17 protein-coding genes are annotated in these 15897 nt (G+C 51.8%); 10 read left to right on the plus strand and 7 right to left on the minus strand.

The window, feature by feature from the left end; all coding sequences use genetic code 11:
* Positions 1–417 precede the first annotated feature (417 nt).
* The 6 genes from ACLTX1_RS02070 to dnaA all read right to left on the minus strand — a co-directional run bounded on the left by ACLTX1_RS02070 (position 418) and on the right by dnaA (position 5772).
* Complete coding sequence (locus ACLTX1_RS02070; RefSeq protein ID WP_412264873.1) at positions 418–879, minus strand: hypothetical protein; 462 nt, start codon at positions 877–879, stop codon at positions 418–420.
* Between the two features lie 18 nt (positions 880–897).
* On the minus strand, positions 898–1191 hold the full coding sequence (gene remB, locus ACLTX1_RS02075) for an extracellular matrix regulator RemB (RefSeq protein ID WP_176820429.1): 294 nt from the start codon (positions 1189–1191) through the stop codon (positions 898–900).
* A 26-nt stretch (positions 1192–1217) separates the two neighbouring features.
* A complete protein-coding gene (recF, locus tag ACLTX1_RS02080; protein ID WP_412264877.1) occupies positions 1218–2384 on the minus strand; it encodes a DNA replication/repair protein RecF in 1167 nt (388 codons plus the stop codon).
* Between the two features lie 4 nt (positions 2385–2388).
* The gene (locus ACLTX1_RS02085) at positions 2389–2610 is read right to left on the minus strand and encodes an RNA-binding S4 domain-containing protein (protein WP_316520741.1); all 222 of its coding nucleotides are present in this window, start codon (positions 2608–2610) and stop codon (positions 2389–2391) included.
* 180 nt (positions 2611–2790) lie between these two features.
* Positions 2791–3897, minus strand: coding sequence for a DNA polymerase III subunit beta (gene dnaN / locus ACLTX1_RS02090; protein WP_343285327.1), 1107 nt, complete (start codon positions 3895–3897; stop codon positions 2791–2793).
* A 573-nt stretch (positions 3898–4470) separates the two neighbouring features.
* A complete protein-coding gene (dnaA, locus tag ACLTX1_RS02095) occupies positions 4471–5772 on the minus strand; it encodes a chromosomal replication initiator protein DnaA (RefSeq protein ID WP_308449492.1) in 1302 nt (433 codons plus the stop codon).
* 571 nt (positions 5773–6343) lie between these two features.
* Here dnaA and rpmH point away from each other — a divergent pair.
* From rpmH to ACLTX1_RS02140, 9 genes are all read left to right on the plus strand, one after another.
* The gene (gene rpmH, locus ACLTX1_RS02100; RefSeq protein WP_176820434.1) at positions 6344–6478 is read left to right on the plus strand and encodes a 50S ribosomal protein L34; all 135 of its coding nucleotides are present in this window, start codon (positions 6344–6346) and stop codon (positions 6476–6478) included.
* A gap of 116 nt (positions 6479–6594) precedes the next feature.
* Positions 6595–7041 carry a ribonuclease P protein component gene (rnpA, locus tag ACLTX1_RS02105; RefSeq protein ID WP_176820435.1) on the plus strand — a complete coding sequence of 149 codons (447 nt, stop codon included), beginning with the start codon at positions 6595–6597 and terminating at the stop codon, positions 7039–7041.
* A 20-nt stretch (positions 7042–7061) separates the two neighbouring features.
* The gene (gene yidD, locus ACLTX1_RS02110) at positions 7062–7373 is read left to right on the plus strand and encodes a membrane protein insertion efficiency factor YidD (RefSeq protein WP_395506969.1); all 312 of its coding nucleotides are present in this window, start codon (positions 7062–7064) and stop codon (positions 7371–7373) included.
* Between the two features lie 32 nt (positions 7374–7405).
* A complete protein-coding gene (locus tag ACLTX1_RS02115) occupies positions 7406–8485 on the plus strand; it encodes a YidC/Oxa1 family membrane protein insertase (RefSeq protein ID WP_412330390.1) in 1080 nt (359 codons plus the stop codon).
* Positions 8486–8568: 83 nt separating this feature from the next.
* Positions 8569–9396 carry an RNA-binding cell elongation regulator Jag/EloR gene (gene jag, locus ACLTX1_RS02120; protein ID WP_412330391.1) on the plus strand — a complete coding sequence of 276 codons (828 nt, stop codon included), beginning with the start codon at positions 8569–8571 and terminating at the stop codon, positions 9394–9396.
* A 170-nt stretch (positions 9397–9566) separates the two neighbouring features.
* Positions 9567–10931: a tRNA uridine-5-carboxymethylaminomethyl(34) synthesis GTPase MnmE gene (mnmE, locus tag ACLTX1_RS02125; RefSeq protein ID WP_412330392.1), complete on the plus strand. Its 1365-nt coding sequence runs from the start codon at positions 9567–9569 to the stop codon at positions 10929–10931.
* 72 nt (positions 10932–11003) lie between these two features.
* On the plus strand, positions 11004–12878 hold the full coding sequence (gene mnmG / locus ACLTX1_RS02130; protein WP_316687883.1) for a tRNA uridine-5-carboxymethylaminomethyl(34) synthesis enzyme MnmG: 1875 nt from the start codon (positions 11004–11006) through the stop codon (positions 12876–12878).
* Positions 12879–12982: 104 nt separating this feature from the next.
* Positions 12983–13726 (plus strand): 16S rRNA (guanine(527)-N(7))-methyltransferase RsmG, encoded by a 744-nt coding sequence (rsmG, locus tag ACLTX1_RS02135; protein WP_412330393.1) that lies wholly within the window; start codon positions 12983–12985, stop codon positions 13724–13726.
* On the plus strand, positions 13723–14160 hold the full coding sequence (locus ACLTX1_RS02140; RefSeq protein ID WP_412330394.1) for a GNAT family N-acetyltransferase: 438 nt from the start codon (positions 13723–13725) through the stop codon (positions 14158–14160). Before rsmG ends, ACLTX1_RS02140 begins: the two co-directional genes overlap by 4 nt.
* Positions 14161–14231: 71 nt before the next feature.
* Here ACLTX1_RS02140 and ACLTX1_RS02145 read toward each other — a convergent pair whose 3' ends face one another.
* Positions 14232–14780 (minus strand): N-acetyltransferase family protein, encoded by a 549-nt coding sequence (locus ACLTX1_RS02145; RefSeq protein WP_412330395.1) that lies wholly within the window; start codon positions 14778–14780, stop codon positions 14232–14234.
* Between the two features lie 238 nt (positions 14781–15018).
* On the opposite strand from ACLTX1_RS02145, the gene ACLTX1_RS02150 reads away from it, so the two are divergent.
* The gene (locus ACLTX1_RS02150) at positions 15019–15822 is read left to right on the plus strand and encodes a ParB/RepB/Spo0J family partition protein (RefSeq protein WP_412330396.1); all 804 of its coding nucleotides are present in this window, start codon (positions 15019–15021) and stop codon (positions 15820–15822) included.
* Positions 15823–15897: the final 75 nt, after the last annotated feature.

The following is a 15897-nucleotide window of genomic DNA, read 5'->3' on the forward strand; positions in this document are numbered from 1 at the left end:
CGAATGTGTTTTTGTGCCTTTGAAATAAAAGACATTCATTCGTTATCTATTCAAAGAGAAACGCCGCCTGTTTCATTTGTACAGTTCCGCAGGCGGTTATCTTTATATAATAGTATAGTACAAAACGGTAAAATTTACAAGGTCATTTTTGAAAAATGTCGGCTGAAAGCTTAGATTTTCTGCGGTTTTTTGTGCATAAACATACAAAAGCATGTATATTTGAAAATGCACACCGCTTTCCCCTATTTCCTGCGGTTTTTCGGTCGGTAAGAACGCAAAAAGAGCCGCCCGCAAATTACAATTCGGCAGCTCTTTTCCGTGTGGATTTTCTGTTTTTCAGGGCTTTGCCCCGAGGCTCTATAAGCTTTCTGAAGAAAGTTTAATCAAAGACCTTTACATTTTATTTGCCGTCAGAATTCAGACGCGTCGGTTCACTCTGCGCTCCGGCTCGTTATTTTCTCTGTATCTGCCCGTATTCATCTCCGTAAACGTATCGTCACGGCTCGGAGCACGTCTTTCCGGTTCCGCATTGCGCTGCGGAGCCTGTCGCGGGGCTTCGCGTTGTACTCTGCGGATGACAGGGCGCTTTAAATACACCGTGAAAAGGCTTAAAAAGAAGAAAATCGCAAACGGGATGAAAATTTGCAGGCAAGTGAACAGCTTGATGTCATCCAAAACGAATTTATGGAAGAAATAGATGCACACGCCGGCGCAGATAGCCAGCACGGCAAACACATACACGAGCGGAGAAAGATAGATATTGGAAATACCGCCGCAGCGCGGGCATTTATACTCGCCCTCACGCTTCAATCTCCACGTGCGAACAAGGTTGACATGCTTTTTGCAATACGGACAGGTAGGAATGCCGAAATACTGCATAAATGAAGATCCTTTCTGTTACAGTCCCTTGGCGTGCGGTCTCAGCGCAATGCCGCCGATCTCCGCGCGGGAGCGTTTTAAAAGCGTGGCCGGAGCAATCTGCGTGATATACACGCGCTCGCCGCCGATATAGTCTCTGCAAACCACAATGGAACGCGGCAGGTCATAGCACACGTCTTCCACAAGGTTCTCTTTTTGGGCGCGCTTCAAAAAATCGCGCGTTGCGCCGGAGACCGTGGTGTTTTCCATATCGAAAATGCCCACGACGTCTTCTTCGCGCACTACAACGCCCATACCAAGGTGAATATACATACCATGCTCCTTATCATACCACAGGTTTACTCGCTTTCGCAAGTCGGCGTTTCGTTTTCCGCGTGCACTTCCCCTGCTTTTTCGTCCGTATCCTGCCGCACCGTGCCTTTTTCCACATAGAACCCGCGTCCCGTTTCCATCAGGCGCACAGTTTCCGGGTCGCAACACGTGATGAACACCTGCCGCCCGTCAAGGTGATTCAAAAGATAATCGCGGCGGCTCATATCAAGCTCACTCATCACGTCATCGAGCAAGATAACCGGGCGCTCGCCGGTTTTTCGGTACAGAATATCGGCTTCCGCAAGCTTTAACGCCAGCACGATGCTGCGCTGCTGCCCCTGCGAACCGAACGTTCTGGCGGAAAGTCCGTCTATGGTGAGCATCAAATCATCTCTGTGCGGGCCGACGGACGTAAACCCCGCGCGAGCATCGGCATTTCTGGCGTTTTTCAGCGCTTCGGAAAACCGCTCGGCAATCTCCGTTTTTGTCTCCGCACCGCCAAACGGCGCGTAAGAAAGCGTGATTTCCTCCCTGTTTTTCGCGATACCCCGGTAAATTTCCGCCGCACGCGGCTCCAGATCTTTGCAGAACGCAGCGCGCTCCTGTACGACCTCCGTGCCGAACAGAATAAGGCGCTCGTCCCAAACATCAAGCGTATCGATAAGCTCCGGGTGACGCGGAATATCCTTTAAAAGCGCATTGCGCTGCATGAGAGCTTTATTATAATGCGCCAAAACGCGCGTAAATGCCGGGCGGGACTGGCACAACGCACCGTCTAAAAACGCGCGGCGGCGCGAAGGGCCTTCTTTGACGAGCAAAAGATGCTCCGGCGAAAAAATGACGGCGCAGAACTTGCCCACAAGCGCCGAGCCGGTCTTTTTCTCCACGCCGTTGATGACACTGGAGCGCCGACCGTCGCGCAGTTCGAGCCTTAGCTCCTGCTCGCGTCCTTCTGTAAACAGCGTCATGGAAAGTGAGGCCGCAGGCGCATTTTTGCCGTCTTTTAAAACCGGCAACTCACTATCCTTTGTGCCGCGAAACGAATGTCCGCCCGTAAAAAGCCAGATGGCCTCAAGCAAATTCGTTTTGCCCTGGGCATTGCTGCCGTGAATGACATTGATGGTTTCGCCCGGAAAAATTTCGCCCGGGCACAAATTTCGGAAATTTTCAAAGCCGAGGCGCAGTACGTTCACCGGCTCATTCCTCCACTTTTACCGTATAGCGGCCGCCGTTATATTCGGCATAGTCGCCGTCGCGCATTTTCTTTCCACGCATGGTGCAGACTTCGCCATTTACTTCGACTTCGCCGTTTTGAATGACGAATTTGGCCTGTCCGCCGGTATCCAACGCGCCGCCAAGCTTTAAAAGTGCATCCAGACGGATGAACTCCGTTGTGATCGTGATGATCTCATTTTTCATAATATATTCGATCCTTTATAAAATAAAGATAAATTTAATGTACGAATCTTCGCGTTTGTTCGCACATTAAAGTTGTACGGAATTTATACTTTAGATTTTGGTGTCAAAGCTTCACAAGTTAATGTTTCACGAAAGTCGTAACACTTGTCCGTGAATGGCGGACAGCGCGTGAAACATCGATCACATTTCGCTGCGCAGGCGTACCGGCAGGACGAGGAACGAAAACGCGTCGCCCTCCTTCGGCAGAACGAGCATCGGGCTGATCGGGCCGCCGAGCTGCAGTCGAACTTCGTCGGTCTCCGCCGCGCGGAGTGCATCGAGTAAATATTTGTTATTGAAACCGATTTCAAGCTGGTCTCCGGAAATTTCCGCTGAAATCTGGTCGGTGGCACGGCCCATGGTGGTGGTGCAGAAAAGCTTGACGGTGTCTTCGCCAATCACGCAGCGCACCGGGCTTTTCAGGCGGTCGGTGATGAGAAGCGAAACGCGCTCGACACTTTCGATCATCGTACGAGTGGAAACCGTAACTTCGGTTTTTTTATCCTTCGGCAGTGCCGATTTATAATCGAGGAATTCGCCCTCGAGCAAAGCAGAAATAACCGTATAATTATCGATGCGGAACAAAATGTGGCGGCGGCTCGGACAAATCTCCACTTCGCCCTCGCTGTCCTTTAAGAGCTTGAGTACTTCGGAAAGTGTCTTTCCAGGAACGACAAATTCGGTGTTGTTCGCGTAGTTAATCGCCTCGCGGCGCAGGGCCAACCGGTAGCCGTCAACCGACACAACATCTAAATTTCCGTTTTCAATTTTGAACAAACTGCCCTGATGGATCGGCTTTGCGGTGCTGTCCGCGACGGCAAAAAGCGTCTGGCGAATCATACTTTTTAAGAGTTCCTGCGGCATTTTGATTGTATCGGCGTCGGTGATTTTCGGCAGCTCCGGGAATTCTGCCGAATCCATACCGATGATGGTGAAGCAGCTCACGCCGGAGGTGATGGTGGCGGTGTTGCGGTCGTCCACGTCAATGGTGATGTCCTCGTCCGGCGAACGGCGGACGATCTCGGCGAACAGCTTTGCGGTGAGGATGATCGCGCCCGGCGCGGAAATGATGGCGGGTAGCTCGGTTTGCATGCCGATTTCAAGATCGTAAGCGGTTAAAATGAGGCGGTTTTCTTCGCTGCGGATGAGGATGCCTTCGAGCGCCGGAATAGAAGTTTTGGAGGAAACCGCTCTTTGCAGATTGGTTACGGCTTCGTTCAACAATCTTTTTTCTACGGTGAATTTCATGTGGATAAGTTCTTCCTTTCTGCGCGGTTTTGTGGTTTTGGCCTTTTGTTTAGCATTTTGGACCGCGGAAGTTTTACCGCGCATTTTGGTTTTTTACATTTCTATGTGTTTTTGGGTGTGGAGATGTGGAAGGAGTAAGCTTGCGGTCCTTTTTTATATTTATTTTAAGTATAAGTTATAGCAGTAGTCGTAGAGGGTGTGAAAAAGTTGGAAACTTCAAAAAGTGGCTTTGGACAGGTGAAAATCGCGCGAAAGTTTTGCGAAAATGGATGTGGAGGGATTGTGGAGAGTGTGGAAAATTTGATTTCGTCCACAGAGCAGTTGAAAACTCTGTGTGAAATGTTGAAAACTCGTTGATTTTATTTTGACTTTCGTGTGTAAGGACACTGGAGATCATACCCTATATCTTGTGGTTGTGCTTCAAAGATAGCCACAAGAAAGTCTACGACAATTATACAGAACGTTATAGGAAATGCTCTGTATTTGATATTTTTAAAAGTACAGCGAATTTGCCTGTATTCCAGTATATAGGAAAGAATAAGGGAAATGGAGCACTTTAGGGGTGAAAGAAGATCAGCGGTCGCGAATATTTTTGATGATGTCGCTGACGGTGGCCTTCGTCACGGGATCGCGCGCAGATTTTTCTTCGATTTGCTGGATGGCGTAAACGACGGTGGAGTGGTCTCTGCCGCCGAATTCCTTGCCGATCTCGACCATAGGCATCTGTGTAATCTCGCGCACGACATACATGGAGATCTGGCGCGCAAAGGAAACATTTGCGTTGCGCTTGGAGGACTTGATATCTTCCGGGGAAACGCCGTAGGTGCGGCCGACTTCTTCAATGATTTTGCTGACGGTGACAGGCGCAGGCTGCTCGTTGTTTACGATGTCGCTGATGGCGCGCTGTGCCGTGCTGATAGTGGGGGTGGCGCCTTCCACAAGATGGATGGCGTTGAGCTTTTTGACCGTGCCTTCCAGCTGGCGGATGTTGCTCTTGAGCTTCTGTGCGATAAATTCACAGACGTTGTCCGGCACACTGAGACCGACAAGCTCGGCTTTGCGCTTGATGATTGCCATGCGGGTCTCAAAGTCCGGCGGCTGCACATCGGCGGTAAGGCCCCATTCAAAGCGGGTCTTCAGACGATCTTCCAAGGTAGCGATGTCGCGCGGGGGACGGTCGCTTGTTAAAACGATCTGCTTTTTGGATTCGTATAATGTATTGAATGTGTGGAAGAACTCTTCCTGCGTGGATTCCTTGCCGGCGATGAACTGAATATCGTCGATGAGGAGTGCGTCGGCCTTGCGGTACTTTTCGCGGAAACTCACGGTGGTACCGGCGCGGATGGCCTCGATCAGCTCGTTTGCAAACTGGTCGCCCTTGACGTAAATGATATCCTTATCCGGGAAATTCTTTTTGAGCTCGTGACCGATGGCATTGAGCAGGTGCGTTTTGCCGAGGCCGGAGTTGCCGTAGATAAAGAGGGGATTGTAGTTTTTGGCCGGCTCTTTTGCAACATAGCGGCAGGCTGCGCAGGCAAATTTATTGGAGCTGCCCTCGATGAACGTTTCAAACGTGTACTCGTATTCGTCATCGTCCGGCACGCGCTCTTTTTCTTTTTTCTCCATCGGGGTGATGAGCTTATAGGTGAAAGCTTCGCCGAAAACGCTTTGTACGGCGTCGTTCAAGCACTTGTGAAAGCCGCGCTCGATGGTGGATTTGTTAAATTCGTTCGGCGCTTGAATGATTGCAACGCCTGCTCCGAAATCGAGCGAGATGGGGACGAGCTTGCTGAACCAGGTTTCATAGCTCACGTCGGTGACCTGCTTTTTGCAGTAGTCGCAAATGAGGTCCCATGCTTCTAAGAATGATTCCATTTCCTTATTCCCTTTCTTTTAGGTTTTGGTATCGGTATGCGCCCATAGCCGCGCCGCAGCGGTCATGATGACCGAAGAAGCGGCATTGAAAGTGCATTTTGACGCTAAAATACTAATATATAGTGTAGCACAAAACCGCAAAGTTGTCCACAGAAAACCTGTGGAATGTTGAAAAATCTGACGGACTTCACAGGCAAAAAGCGGGAAAGAAACGTGTTTTCGGCAATTTATATGCAGAAAGGGTGGAAAAAGGGAGCGCGAAGGCAGATTTTTGACGCAGGAATGGGAAATTTTGCCCCGAGCTCCCATAACCTTTCTTGAAAAAAGATCGATTAAAAACATTTAGCATTGCGCACGTTGCTTTGTGTTTTTTCAGGCTGAAAAAAACATGTAGGCCTTCTATTTTCCTCTGCTTTTACCTTTGCAGCGCTTCATTCCAAGTTTTTTTCCGTAAAAACCCGAAAAAAGGTTGACAGCTTCTACGGTTTTAAGGTATAATGCTTATCTATAACGGACTGTTATTTGCAGACCGCATTTTGATAAGTAACCTCGTGAAAGGAGGGTTTTTGATATGCTGAGAACCTATCAGCCGAAGAAGCTCCACAGAAAGAAGGAGCACGGCTTCAGAAAGAGAATGTCTACACGCAACGGACGTAAAGTTCTGGCGCGTCGCAGAGCAAAGGGCAGAGCACGTTTAACCTATTAATGTATGCTTTGAGGGTCACCGCTGCGTGACCTTTCTTTGTTTTGCCTGATTTTTTCGGCGGCAAGGCTCTGCTATACGCAGCTTTGGCCTTACCGAACGGCTTTGGAGGCTTACCCATGGACATCCTTGTGCCGCTGACTGAAAACCACGAGTATAAGCGCGTTTACGCCCGCGGAAAAAGCGCGGTGCGCCCGGCGCTTGTGCTGTATTGCCTGCGCAATAAAAAGGTGAAGCAGGCGCGCGTGGGCATTACGGCCAGCAAAAAGATCGGCAACGCGGTCAAGCGGAACCGTGCGCGGCGCCTTCTGCGTGAAAGCATCCGTGCGCTGTATCCGCAGCTGAAGCCGGGGTATGACCTTGTCCTCGTCAGCCGCGGCAGAACGCCGTTCGCAAACTATCAAATCGTATCTTCGCAGTTAAAAAGCGCGCTTGAGGAACTCGGCGTGCTTGTTGCCCTACCCAAAGATAAAAATAACTCCGCAAAAACGGCGGAAAATGACTCCGAAAGGACGTCGGAGACGGGCGAAGAAACCGCAAGTGTAACGAAAGAAGAATTGTCATAACGACAGATCAGAAAAGCAGTATGAGAAAACAGAAAGAGCCTGTGTCCGCTGCGATACAATATAAAGGCGGACGCATTTCGGCGAAAAAGGGTGTGCGGTATTGGCCGCGCCGCGCCGTCATTGGGCTCATCCATCTCTATCGGAAGCTGAGACCGCGTGCAACGCGCGGCTGCTGCAAGTATATCCCCACCTGCTCACAGTACGGGGAAGAAGCCGTGGAGCGGTATGGCGCCTTACTCGGCGGCGTGCTTGCGCTTTGGCGCATTCTGCGGTGTAATCCGTTTTCCCGCGGTGGCTATGACCCCGTGCCGGAAAAGCGAAAAAAAGAATAAGTTTTGATCCGGGAAGGATTTGGTCAACTACTATGATGTCTATTTTTAATTTCTTCGGCAGCGTACTCGGCTATCTGCTGTGGTTCCTGTACACCGTTTTCAAAAACTACGGTATCGCGATCATCCTGTTCACGATCATCGTAAAGGCGCTGATGTTCCCGTTCTCGATTAAATCGCAGAAGAGCATGGCGGCGCAGTCCAGATTGGCAAGCAAGCAGCAGGAGCTGCAGAAGAAGTACGCCAAGGACCAGATGAAGTATAACGAAGAGCTGCAGAAGCTCTACGAAAAAGAGGGTGTGAATCCCGGCGGCGGCTGTCTGACGACGCTGCTTCCGTTCCCGATCATGCTCAGCATTTATTACTCCGTTATTTATCCGCTCTCAAACACCCTGCATATTGCAAAGGACACCATTTCGCAGGCTACGGAATTCGTTTCTAAGATTCCGGGCATTGCAAGCACGAACCAGTATGTAGAGCTTGAGATCGTTAAGAATTTCGACGCACTGAAGGACCACCTGACGATGTTCTCCGCGGACGATGTGCAGAAGATTGAGTTTTTCGGCAAGGGATTCAAGTGCTTCGGTCTTGACCTGCTCGCGTCCCCGAACACGAGCTCGTTCGCTTCTATGCTGTGGATCATCCCGGTGCTGGCACTTGTGACCTACTGGGGCCAGTCCTTTGTCATGCAGAAGCTGCAGCCCACACAGCAGCAGGGCGCAGGTCAGGGCTGCATGAAGGTCATGATGTACGGCATGCCGCTTCTGTCCGCATACTGGGCATACATCATGCCGGCAGCTGTCGGTTTCTATTGGATTATTTCCGCGTTGGTCGGTTTTGCACAGACGCTCATCACGCACAAGTATTTTTCGCCGGAGCAGGTCTCCGCAAAGTCGGAAGCGAGCCGCTATGTGACGCTTTTACAGGCGGATCGGAAGGTAAAGCCGCTGCCCGCAAACCTGCAAAAGCAGATCGCCGATAAGATTGAGGCGAAGAACCAGGCGCAGGCAGAGCGCCAGGCCGCGCAGAAGGAAAAGAAAGCGGCCGGTAAAAAGGGCGGAAATGCGCAGAAAAACAAAGGCAATTCTACCGATTATCTCGGAAGCAAGAAATAAATAAAGGCTGTTATCCCCACCTCCTTTCACTCCGAAACGGGATAAAGATAGAGTATTGAAAAGAAGAAAGGAAGAAGAAAGCCATGGTAAAAGAAGCAATCGCAACAGGCGCAACCACAGAAGAAGCGTATGAAAAAGCATGCGCAATGCTGGGCGTAGACCCCGCAGACGCAGAGTTTGAAGTTCTCGAAACGGAAGAGAAAAAGCGCTTCGGCCTTTTCGGCGGCAGACCGGCAAAGGTGCGCGCGTTCATCCGTTCCACACCGGCAGACGCCGCAGCAGAGTATCTGCGCAACGTTCTTTCCGGCATGGGCCTCGGCGACGTAAATATTGAGATCCGCGAGGAAGAGGCAGGCGCAGAGCTTGTGCTCACCGGCGAAAATATCGGCTTCATCATCGGCCACCGCGGCGAAACACTGGATTCCCTCCAGTATCTTGCGTCTCTCGTTGCAAACCATGTGGACGAGTCTTATTACCGCATTACGCTGGACGTGGGCAATTACCGCGAAAAGCGCAAGGAAACGCTTGAAAATCTCGGCAGAAAGATGGCTGCCCGCGCCGTAAAGACCGGTCGCAATGCCTCCTTGGAGCCGATGAATCCGTATGAGCGCCGCATCATCCACACCGCCGTGCAGGAGGTTGAGGGTGCGAAGTCCTGGAGCGAGGGTGAAGACCTTGCCCGCCACGTTGTGATCGGCCCTGAGGGCGGCGAGCGCTACGTAAGACGCGATAACCGTCGCGGCGGCAATAACCGCGGCAGAAACGGCGGCTACAACCGCGATAATCGCGGTGCTCGCGCTCCGCGCAGAGATAACCGTGACAGCCGTCCGGCACAAAATCGCACCGCTCCCGCAGCACCGCGTGTTCTGGACGACGTTTCCACGCCGTACGGCAAGATTTCCAAAAACTAAAACTTTAAAACAGAGAACCTCCGTATACTTTGCGTATGCGGAGGTTTTTGCGCTTTCTCTGTGATTTTCCTGCGTTTTCCGACATTCTGCGTGACAATCTTTTCGCCGCGTGGTATAATACAAAATGAGAAAGTGTTGCATGTGCAGCGAACGAGAAGAAGGGATAAACTATGAAGACCATTGCAGCAATCTCCACGGCGGCGGCGCCGGGCGGCATCGGAGTCATTCGCATTTCGGGCGATGAGGCCCGCGCGGTCGGCGACCGTGTTTTTAAGTCGGTTTCCGGCGCGAAGCTCTGTGATATGGCGGGTTACACGTGCCGCTTCGGACACGTGTATGCGCCGGACGGCGAGCGCCTCGATGAGTGCGTTGCGACCGTTTTTGCCGCACCGCACAGCTTTACGGGTGAAGACGTGGTGGAGCTTTCCTGCCACGGCGGATTGTTCGTTTTAAAAGCGGTTTTGCAGGCGGTTTTTGCTGCCGGTGCGGTCTCTGCGGCGCCGGGCGAATTTACGCGCCGCGCGTTTTTAAACGGCAAAATGGACCTTGCGCAGGCGGAAGCTGTCATGCAGATCATCTCCGCGCAGGGGCGCGAAGCGATGAAAGCGGCGCAGGCGGGACACGACGGCGCACTTTCCCGCCGCATTGAAAAGCTGCGTTCGGATCTGACGGACATCGGTGCGCACCTTGCCGCATGGGCGGATTACCCGGACGACGACATTCCACAGGTGGATGAGACGATGCTGAAGACGCGCCTTGCCGCCGGAAAAACGGCGCTGAAAGACTTGCTCTCCGGCTTTGACGGCGGGCGCATTCTGCGCGAAGGTGTGGTGACGGTCATTGCAGGCCGCCCGAACGCCGGCAAATCCACGCTGATGAACCTGCTTGCGGGTTGCGAGCGTTCCATTGTGACCGATCTTGCGGGCACGACGCGTGACGTGGTGGAGGAGACTGTACTGCTCGGTGAAATTCCGCTGCGCCTTGCCGACACCGCCGGCATTCGCGATACGGAAGACCGCGTGGAGCAGATCGGTGTGCGCATGGCTTTGGATCGCGTCAAAACGGCACAGTTTGTGCTGGCGGTGTTTGATGCGAGTGAAGAGTTGAACGACGACGACCGCGCGTTGATGGATGCCATAGGCGATACACCGGCCGTGGCGGTCATCAATAAATCCGACCTCGCGCCGAAGATCGACCGTGCGGAGATCGATAAGCATTTCAAAGAGGTCGTGACGGTCTCGGCGCTTTCCGGAGAGGGACTGCCTGCGCTGCAAAACGCGGCCGCACGCGCACTGAAAACCGCTGAGCTGAACCCGAACGACGGCATTCTCTATACGGAGCGCCAACGCGCGGACGTACAAAAGGCGCTCACGGCGTTGGAGGAAGCGGAAAACGCTTTGCTTATAGGCATGACGTGGGACGCGGTGACGGTCTCGCTGGAGGGTGCCATTGCAGCTTTGAATGAACTGACCGGCGAGCGTGTTTCGGATGCGGTGGTCGATCAGGTATTTGAAAAGTTCTGCGTGGGAAAATAATATATCAGAATTGTTATATTTTATCTTTAAAATAGGCAGTATTTCAGAATAAATCGGAAAAGAAGTTAAATTATGAGCTATGATGCAGGAAAATACGATGTTGCCGTGATCGGCGCGGGACACGCGGGAATTGAGGCGGCTTTGGCCTCGGCGCGTCTCGGCTGCCGCACGGTGATCTTCACAATAAATATGGACGCTGTGGGCAACTGCCCGTGTAACCCGAGCATCGGCGGCACAGCAAAGGGCCACCTTGTGCGCGAAGTGGACGCGCTCGGCGGCGAAATGGGCAAAACGGCGGACGAATGTACGCTGCAAAGCCGCATGCTGAACCTTGGTAAAGGCCCTGCGGTGCACTCGCTGCGCGCGCAGATCGACCGTAACAAGTACGCGCGCGTGATGAAGCATAAGCTTGAGCAGTGCGAAAACCTCGTGATGCGCCAGGCGGAGGTCATCGACATTGAGCGAGACGGCGAAAACTGGCTGCTGACGACACGCCTCGGCGCGGTTTACACGTGCCGCGCGGTTGTGCTGGCGACCGGCACATTTCTCGGCGGGCGCATCTTCGTGGGTGAGGTTTCGTATGCGGGCGGCCCGGATGGCATGTTCCCGGCGACGGAGCTTGCGGGTTCTTTAAAAGAGCTTGGCATTTCGTTGCGCCGCTTTAAAACCGGCACCCCGGCGCGCGTGCTGCGCTCATCCATCGATTTTACCGACCTCGAGGTTCAAAAGGGCGATGAACCTGTCACGCCGTTCTCATTTGATGCGGAAATGCCACCGAAAAACTCGGCTGTGTGCTACGTGAGCTGGACAAATGACCGCACGAAGCAGGTCATTCTCGATAATATTCACCGTTCGCCGCTGTATGCGGGCATGATCGAAGGCGTTGGCCCGCGCTACTGCCCGAGCATTGAAGATAAGATCATGCGCTTTTCCGAAAAGCCGCGCCATCAGCTTTTTATTGAACCGTGCGGCGCGGAAACCGAGGAGATGTACTTGCAGGGTATGAGCTCTTCACTACCGGAAGAAGTGCAGATTGCGTTTTACCGCACGATCAAGGGGCTTGAGCACGTAGAAATCATGCGAAACGCGTATGCGATCGAATATGATTGCTGCGACCCGCTGCAACTGAACGCCACGCTGGAATTTCGCGATTATCCGGGACTTTACGGCGCGGGGCAGTTCAACGGCAGTTCCGGCTATGAAGAAGCCGCCGCGCAGGGTTTTGTGGCAGGTGCAAATGCTGCGCTGAAAGTCTTAAATCGTGACCCGCTTATTTTGGATCGCGCGGGCTCGTACATCGGCACGCTCATCGACGATCTCATCACGAAAGGCGTCACCGACCCGTACCGCATGATGACCTCGCGCTCCGAATACCGTCTTGTGCTTCGGCAGGATAACGCCGATGAGCGACTGACGCCAATCGGCCGCGAGCTGGGGCTCATCGATGACCGCCGTTGGGCGAAGTTTGAAAAGAAGCAGGCGCAGAAAGAAGCGGAGATGAAGCGCGCGGAGAAAACGGTGTTTTCGCCGACGGACGCGCTGAACGAAGTGCTGGTTTCATGTGAAACATCGCCGGTCACGACGGGTGTGCGCCTTTCTGAGCTGCTGCGCCGCCCGCAGGTGACCTATGCGGACCTGACACCTATTGACATCGAACGCCCGAATTACCCGCGTGAGATTTTTGAAAGCGTGGAGACGGCGCTTAAATATGAGGGCTACATCAAGCGCCAGCTGCAGGACATTGCCGAAATGCGCCGGTTGGAAAAGAAGCTGCTGCCAAAAGAGATCAACTACGCAGAGATTTCGGGTCTGCGACTTGAGGCACAGGAAAAACTCAATCGCGTGCGCCCGGAAAACGTGGGACAGGCAGGGCGTATTTCCGGCGTTTCCCCGGCGGATATTTCCGTGCTGTTGATTTGGCTCTCTGCACACAATGAAGAAAAGTGATGTCCACTACATTTAACATGTAATGAATTGAGTTTAATTACTATAATATTTATAAAACAAAACTGAAAGGACAGCTTTGCTTTAGGCAGGCTGAAATTTTGATTATGGATATTAAAAATCTGCTGATTTCAAAAGCAAAAGAGATTGGCGTAAAGGTTTCGCCTGCACAGGCGGAGCAGTTCCAGATCTATCTTGATCTGCTTTTGGAGCGCAACACCGTGATGAACCTCACGGCCATCACCGACCCGGAAGAGGCAGTCATAAAACATTTTGTGGATAGCTTGACGCTGCTGAAAGCGCTTGAAATTAAAAAGAATGCGAAAGTTATCGACGTAGGCACCGGTGCGGGCTTTCCCGGCATTCCGCTCAAGATCATGTGCCCGGACATTGAACTGACGCTGTTGGATTCTTTGAATAAGCGGCTTGTTTTTCTGCGCGAAGTGTGTGATGCCATTGGCATTGAAGCCGAGACGATTCATAAACGCGCAGAAGAAGCCGGAAAAGATACTAAGCTACGTGAAAGCTTTGACGTTGCAACGGCTCGTGCGGTCGCAAACATGAATATTTTGGCGGAATATTGTATTCCGCTCATCAAAATGAAGGGCTATTTTGCCGCGATGAAAGGTCCGAGCTTACCGGATGAACTGGAATATGCCCGAAAAGCAATCTCTTCGCTTGGATGCGATGTTGTAAAAACGGTTCCTTTCATTCTGCCGGATGAGGAACAGAGCGAGCGCTTTGTTGCTGTAATGCGCAAACTGCGCTTTACACCGAAAATGTATCCGCGTCACGGCGGCACGATCACCAAAAAACCGTTATTTTTAGAGCAGAAAGGGGAAGCAAAATGAGTATTATTTACCGCAAAGCCGAATTGAGTGACATTCCGAAGCTGAACCCGCTTTTGGCGCAGCTTTCCGATGCGATGGCAGATCCGCAGAAAATGGCGGAAAAGATGAAAAAAATCGCAAAAAACGAGGATAACTACTTGCTTGTAGCTGAAAATACGGAAAACGGCGACCTTTGTGGCTCTTTGATTGGTGTTGTATTTGAAGATATTTGTGATACCTGCAAGCCGATTTTACTCGTTGAAAATGTTGTTACGGACGAAAAGTACCGCGGAAAAGGCATTGGACGCGGCATGTTTGAAGCCATTGAGACGTGGGGCAGAGAGAAAGAGTGCCACTACTGCATTTTGGTCTCCGGCCTGCAGCGTACCGGCGCGCATAAATTCTATGATGCCATCGGCTACAGTGAAGTGAAGGGCTTTAAGAAATATTTGTAAAAGCACTCGAAATTTAAGGGCAGCTATGCAGAGGTAATTCGCATAGCTGCCCTTTTTGTTTCACGTGGAACTTATAACTCTTTCACCATGAAGTATTCGCCGCGCGCGGTGCCGTCGGAATAGCGCAGAGAATTTGGTAAAAAGCCGTATTCTTTAAATCCGAGGCTTTCGTAAACATGCTTTGCACGCTCGTTGCCTTCAATCACACCCAACTCCGCTTGTGTGTATCCGCATTGCTTTGCAAGCTCCAAAAGTGTGTTTAATAATACACGCCCAAGTCCAAGATTGCAATATTTTTCATATAACGCGATGGAAACACAGCAGCGGTGCTTCATGCGGCGCTTATCACCTTGTGACGCCAGCGAACAGTTGCCGGCAAGCTCGCCGTTTACATAAGCGGTGAGCATGATCTCGTTTGGACTTTCCGCTTTGTTTTGCAAAATTGCGCGTTCTTTTTCGACGGTGAAATTCACCTCATCCGGCTCACGCAGTAAAAACGGAGATTCGCCCGAAACGGTGCGCAGGTATTCAATCGTTTGCTTGGCATCTTCAGGGCGCGCATTGCGTACGACGGCGGTACACCCGTTTTTCAGCTTGATTTCGGTTTCTGCATAGATCATGTTCTTTCGCTCCTTTTCTCTAAAAATGGCGGGAATATGCGCCTTTTCGACGCTTTTCCGTTTGAATATTTCTATTATTATAGCACCGCGTTTTGAAAAAGCAAGAAAAACTTTTTGTACGGTGACAGATTGCGGCAAAATCTGCCTTTTCATTGTGGTAAGCTATTTCCTGTAAAGAGAACAAGCCCTCACAAAGGACAACTTCTTACACTGGAAATTCAAGCAGGAGGTGCGGCGTATGGCATTTGCGGAAAAGAAAAGGCTTTTGGAGCTTTCACCGGATAAGATTGTGCCAAATCCTGCACAGCCGCGATTGGATTTTCCGCAGGACGAGCTTTTGCAGCTCGCAGAAAGCATTCGTCAAAACGGCGTTTTGCAGCCGATTCTTGTGCGCAGAGATCGCGACCGCTACGTTTTGGTGGCAGGGGAGCGCCGCTGGCGTGCTTCGCGTATGGCGGGGCTCAAAACCATCCCGGCCATTGTGCAGGAGCTTTCTCCGCAGGACGGCGCGGTGTTGGCGCTTATTGAAAACATGCAGCGCAGTGATCTGAATTTTTTTGAGGAAGCTGCTGCAATCTATGCTTTGATGCAGGATCGCGCTATGACGCAGGAGGAGACCGCACGTAGGCTCGGCATGAGCCAGCCGTCGCTTGCAAACAAGATCCGTTTGCTGCGGCTTTCCGGCGAAGAGCAGCGCATGGTGCTGGAAAACCACCTTACGGAGCGTCACGCGCGTGCTTTGCTTAGAATGGAAGATCCGGAAAAGCGCATGGCAGCGTTGAAGACCGTTATAGAGCGCAAAATGAACGTGGCGCAGACGGATACGTATATCAAATCACTTTTGGAGCAGGAGGGACAGGCGAAAAGGCCGAAGAGGACATTCATTGCGAAAGATGTTCGCCTGTTCCTCAACACGATCGACCATGCTGTCCAAACCATGAAAGAGGCCGGCATCGGCGCGGCTTTTCAGCGTAAGGAAACGAATGAGTATTACGAATGCGTCGTCCGCATCCCAAAATCAGCTGCACACAAGGCAAGCTGATGCGCCAGAACTTAATATCGAGTACGAGGTAAACCCATTCCCTTATTCATTTCCCACAACACAGAAGGATTGTCT

Origin of the sequence: Hominenteromicrobium sp. (genome assembly GCF_046974225.1) — a bacterium.
Lineage (GTDB): Bacteria > Bacillota > Clostridia > Oscillospirales > Acutalibacteraceae > Hominenteromicrobium > Hominenteromicrobium mulieris.

Bases quoted from the DNA above. Each gene is read 5' to 3' on its own strand.
- yidD (WP_395506969.1), top strand. From the start codon at position 7,062: ATGAGAAAACAGAAAGAGCCTGTGTCCGCTGCGATACAATATAAAGGC.
- ACLTX1_RS02145 (WP_412330395.1), bottom strand. From the start codon at position 14,780: ATGATCTATGCAGAAACCGAAATCAAGCTGAAAAACGGGTGTACCGCC.
- ACLTX1_RS02070 (WP_412264873.1), bottom strand. From the start codon at position 879: ATGCAGTATTTCGGCATTCCTACCTGTCCGTATTGCAAAAAGCATGTC.
- rsmG (WP_412330393.1), top strand. From the start codon at position 12,983: ATGGATATTAAAAATCTGCTGATTTCAAAAGCAAAAGAGATTGGCGTA.
- mnmE (WP_412330392.1), top strand. From the start codon at position 9,567: ATGAAGACCATTGCAGCAATCTCCACGGCGGCGGCGCCGGGCGGCATC.
- rnpA (WP_176820435.1), top strand. From the start codon at position 6,595: ATGGACATCCTTGTGCCGCTGACTGAAAACCACGAGTATAAGCGCGTT.
- dnaA (WP_308449492.1), bottom strand. From the start codon at position 5,772: ATGGAATCATTCTTAGAAGCATGGGACCTCATTTGCGACTACTGCAAA.
- mnmG (WP_316687883.1), top strand. From the start codon at position 11,004: ATGAGCTATGATGCAGGAAAATACGATGTTGCCGTGATCGGCGCGGGA.
- jag (WP_412330391.1), top strand. From the start codon at position 8,569: ATGGTAAAAGAAGCAATCGCAACAGGCGCAACCACAGAAGAAGCGTAT.
- ACLTX1_RS02140 (WP_412330394.1), top strand. From the start codon at position 13,723: ATGAGTATTATTTACCGCAAAGCCGAATTGAGTGACATTCCGAAGCTG.
- ACLTX1_RS02115 (WP_412330390.1), top strand. From the start codon at position 7,406: ATGATGTCTATTTTTAATTTCTTCGGCAGCGTACTCGGCTATCTGCTG.
- rpmH (WP_176820434.1), top strand. From the start codon at position 6,344: ATGCTGAGAACCTATCAGCCGAAGAAGCTCCACAGAAAGAAGGAGCAC.
- ACLTX1_RS02150 (WP_412330396.1), top strand. From the start codon at position 15,019: ATGGCATTTGCGGAAAAGAAAAGGCTTTTGGAGCTTTCACCGGATAAG.
- dnaN (WP_343285327.1), bottom strand. From the start codon at position 3,897: ATGAAATTCACCGTAGAAAAAAGATTGTTGAACGAAGCCGTAACCAAT.
- ACLTX1_RS02085 (WP_316520741.1), bottom strand. From the start codon at position 2,610: ATGAAAAATGAGATCATCACGATCACAACGGAGTTCATCCGTCTGGAT.
- remB (WP_176820429.1), bottom strand. From the start codon at position 1,191: ATGTATATTCACCTTGGTATGGGCGTTGTAGTGCGCGAAGAAGACGTC.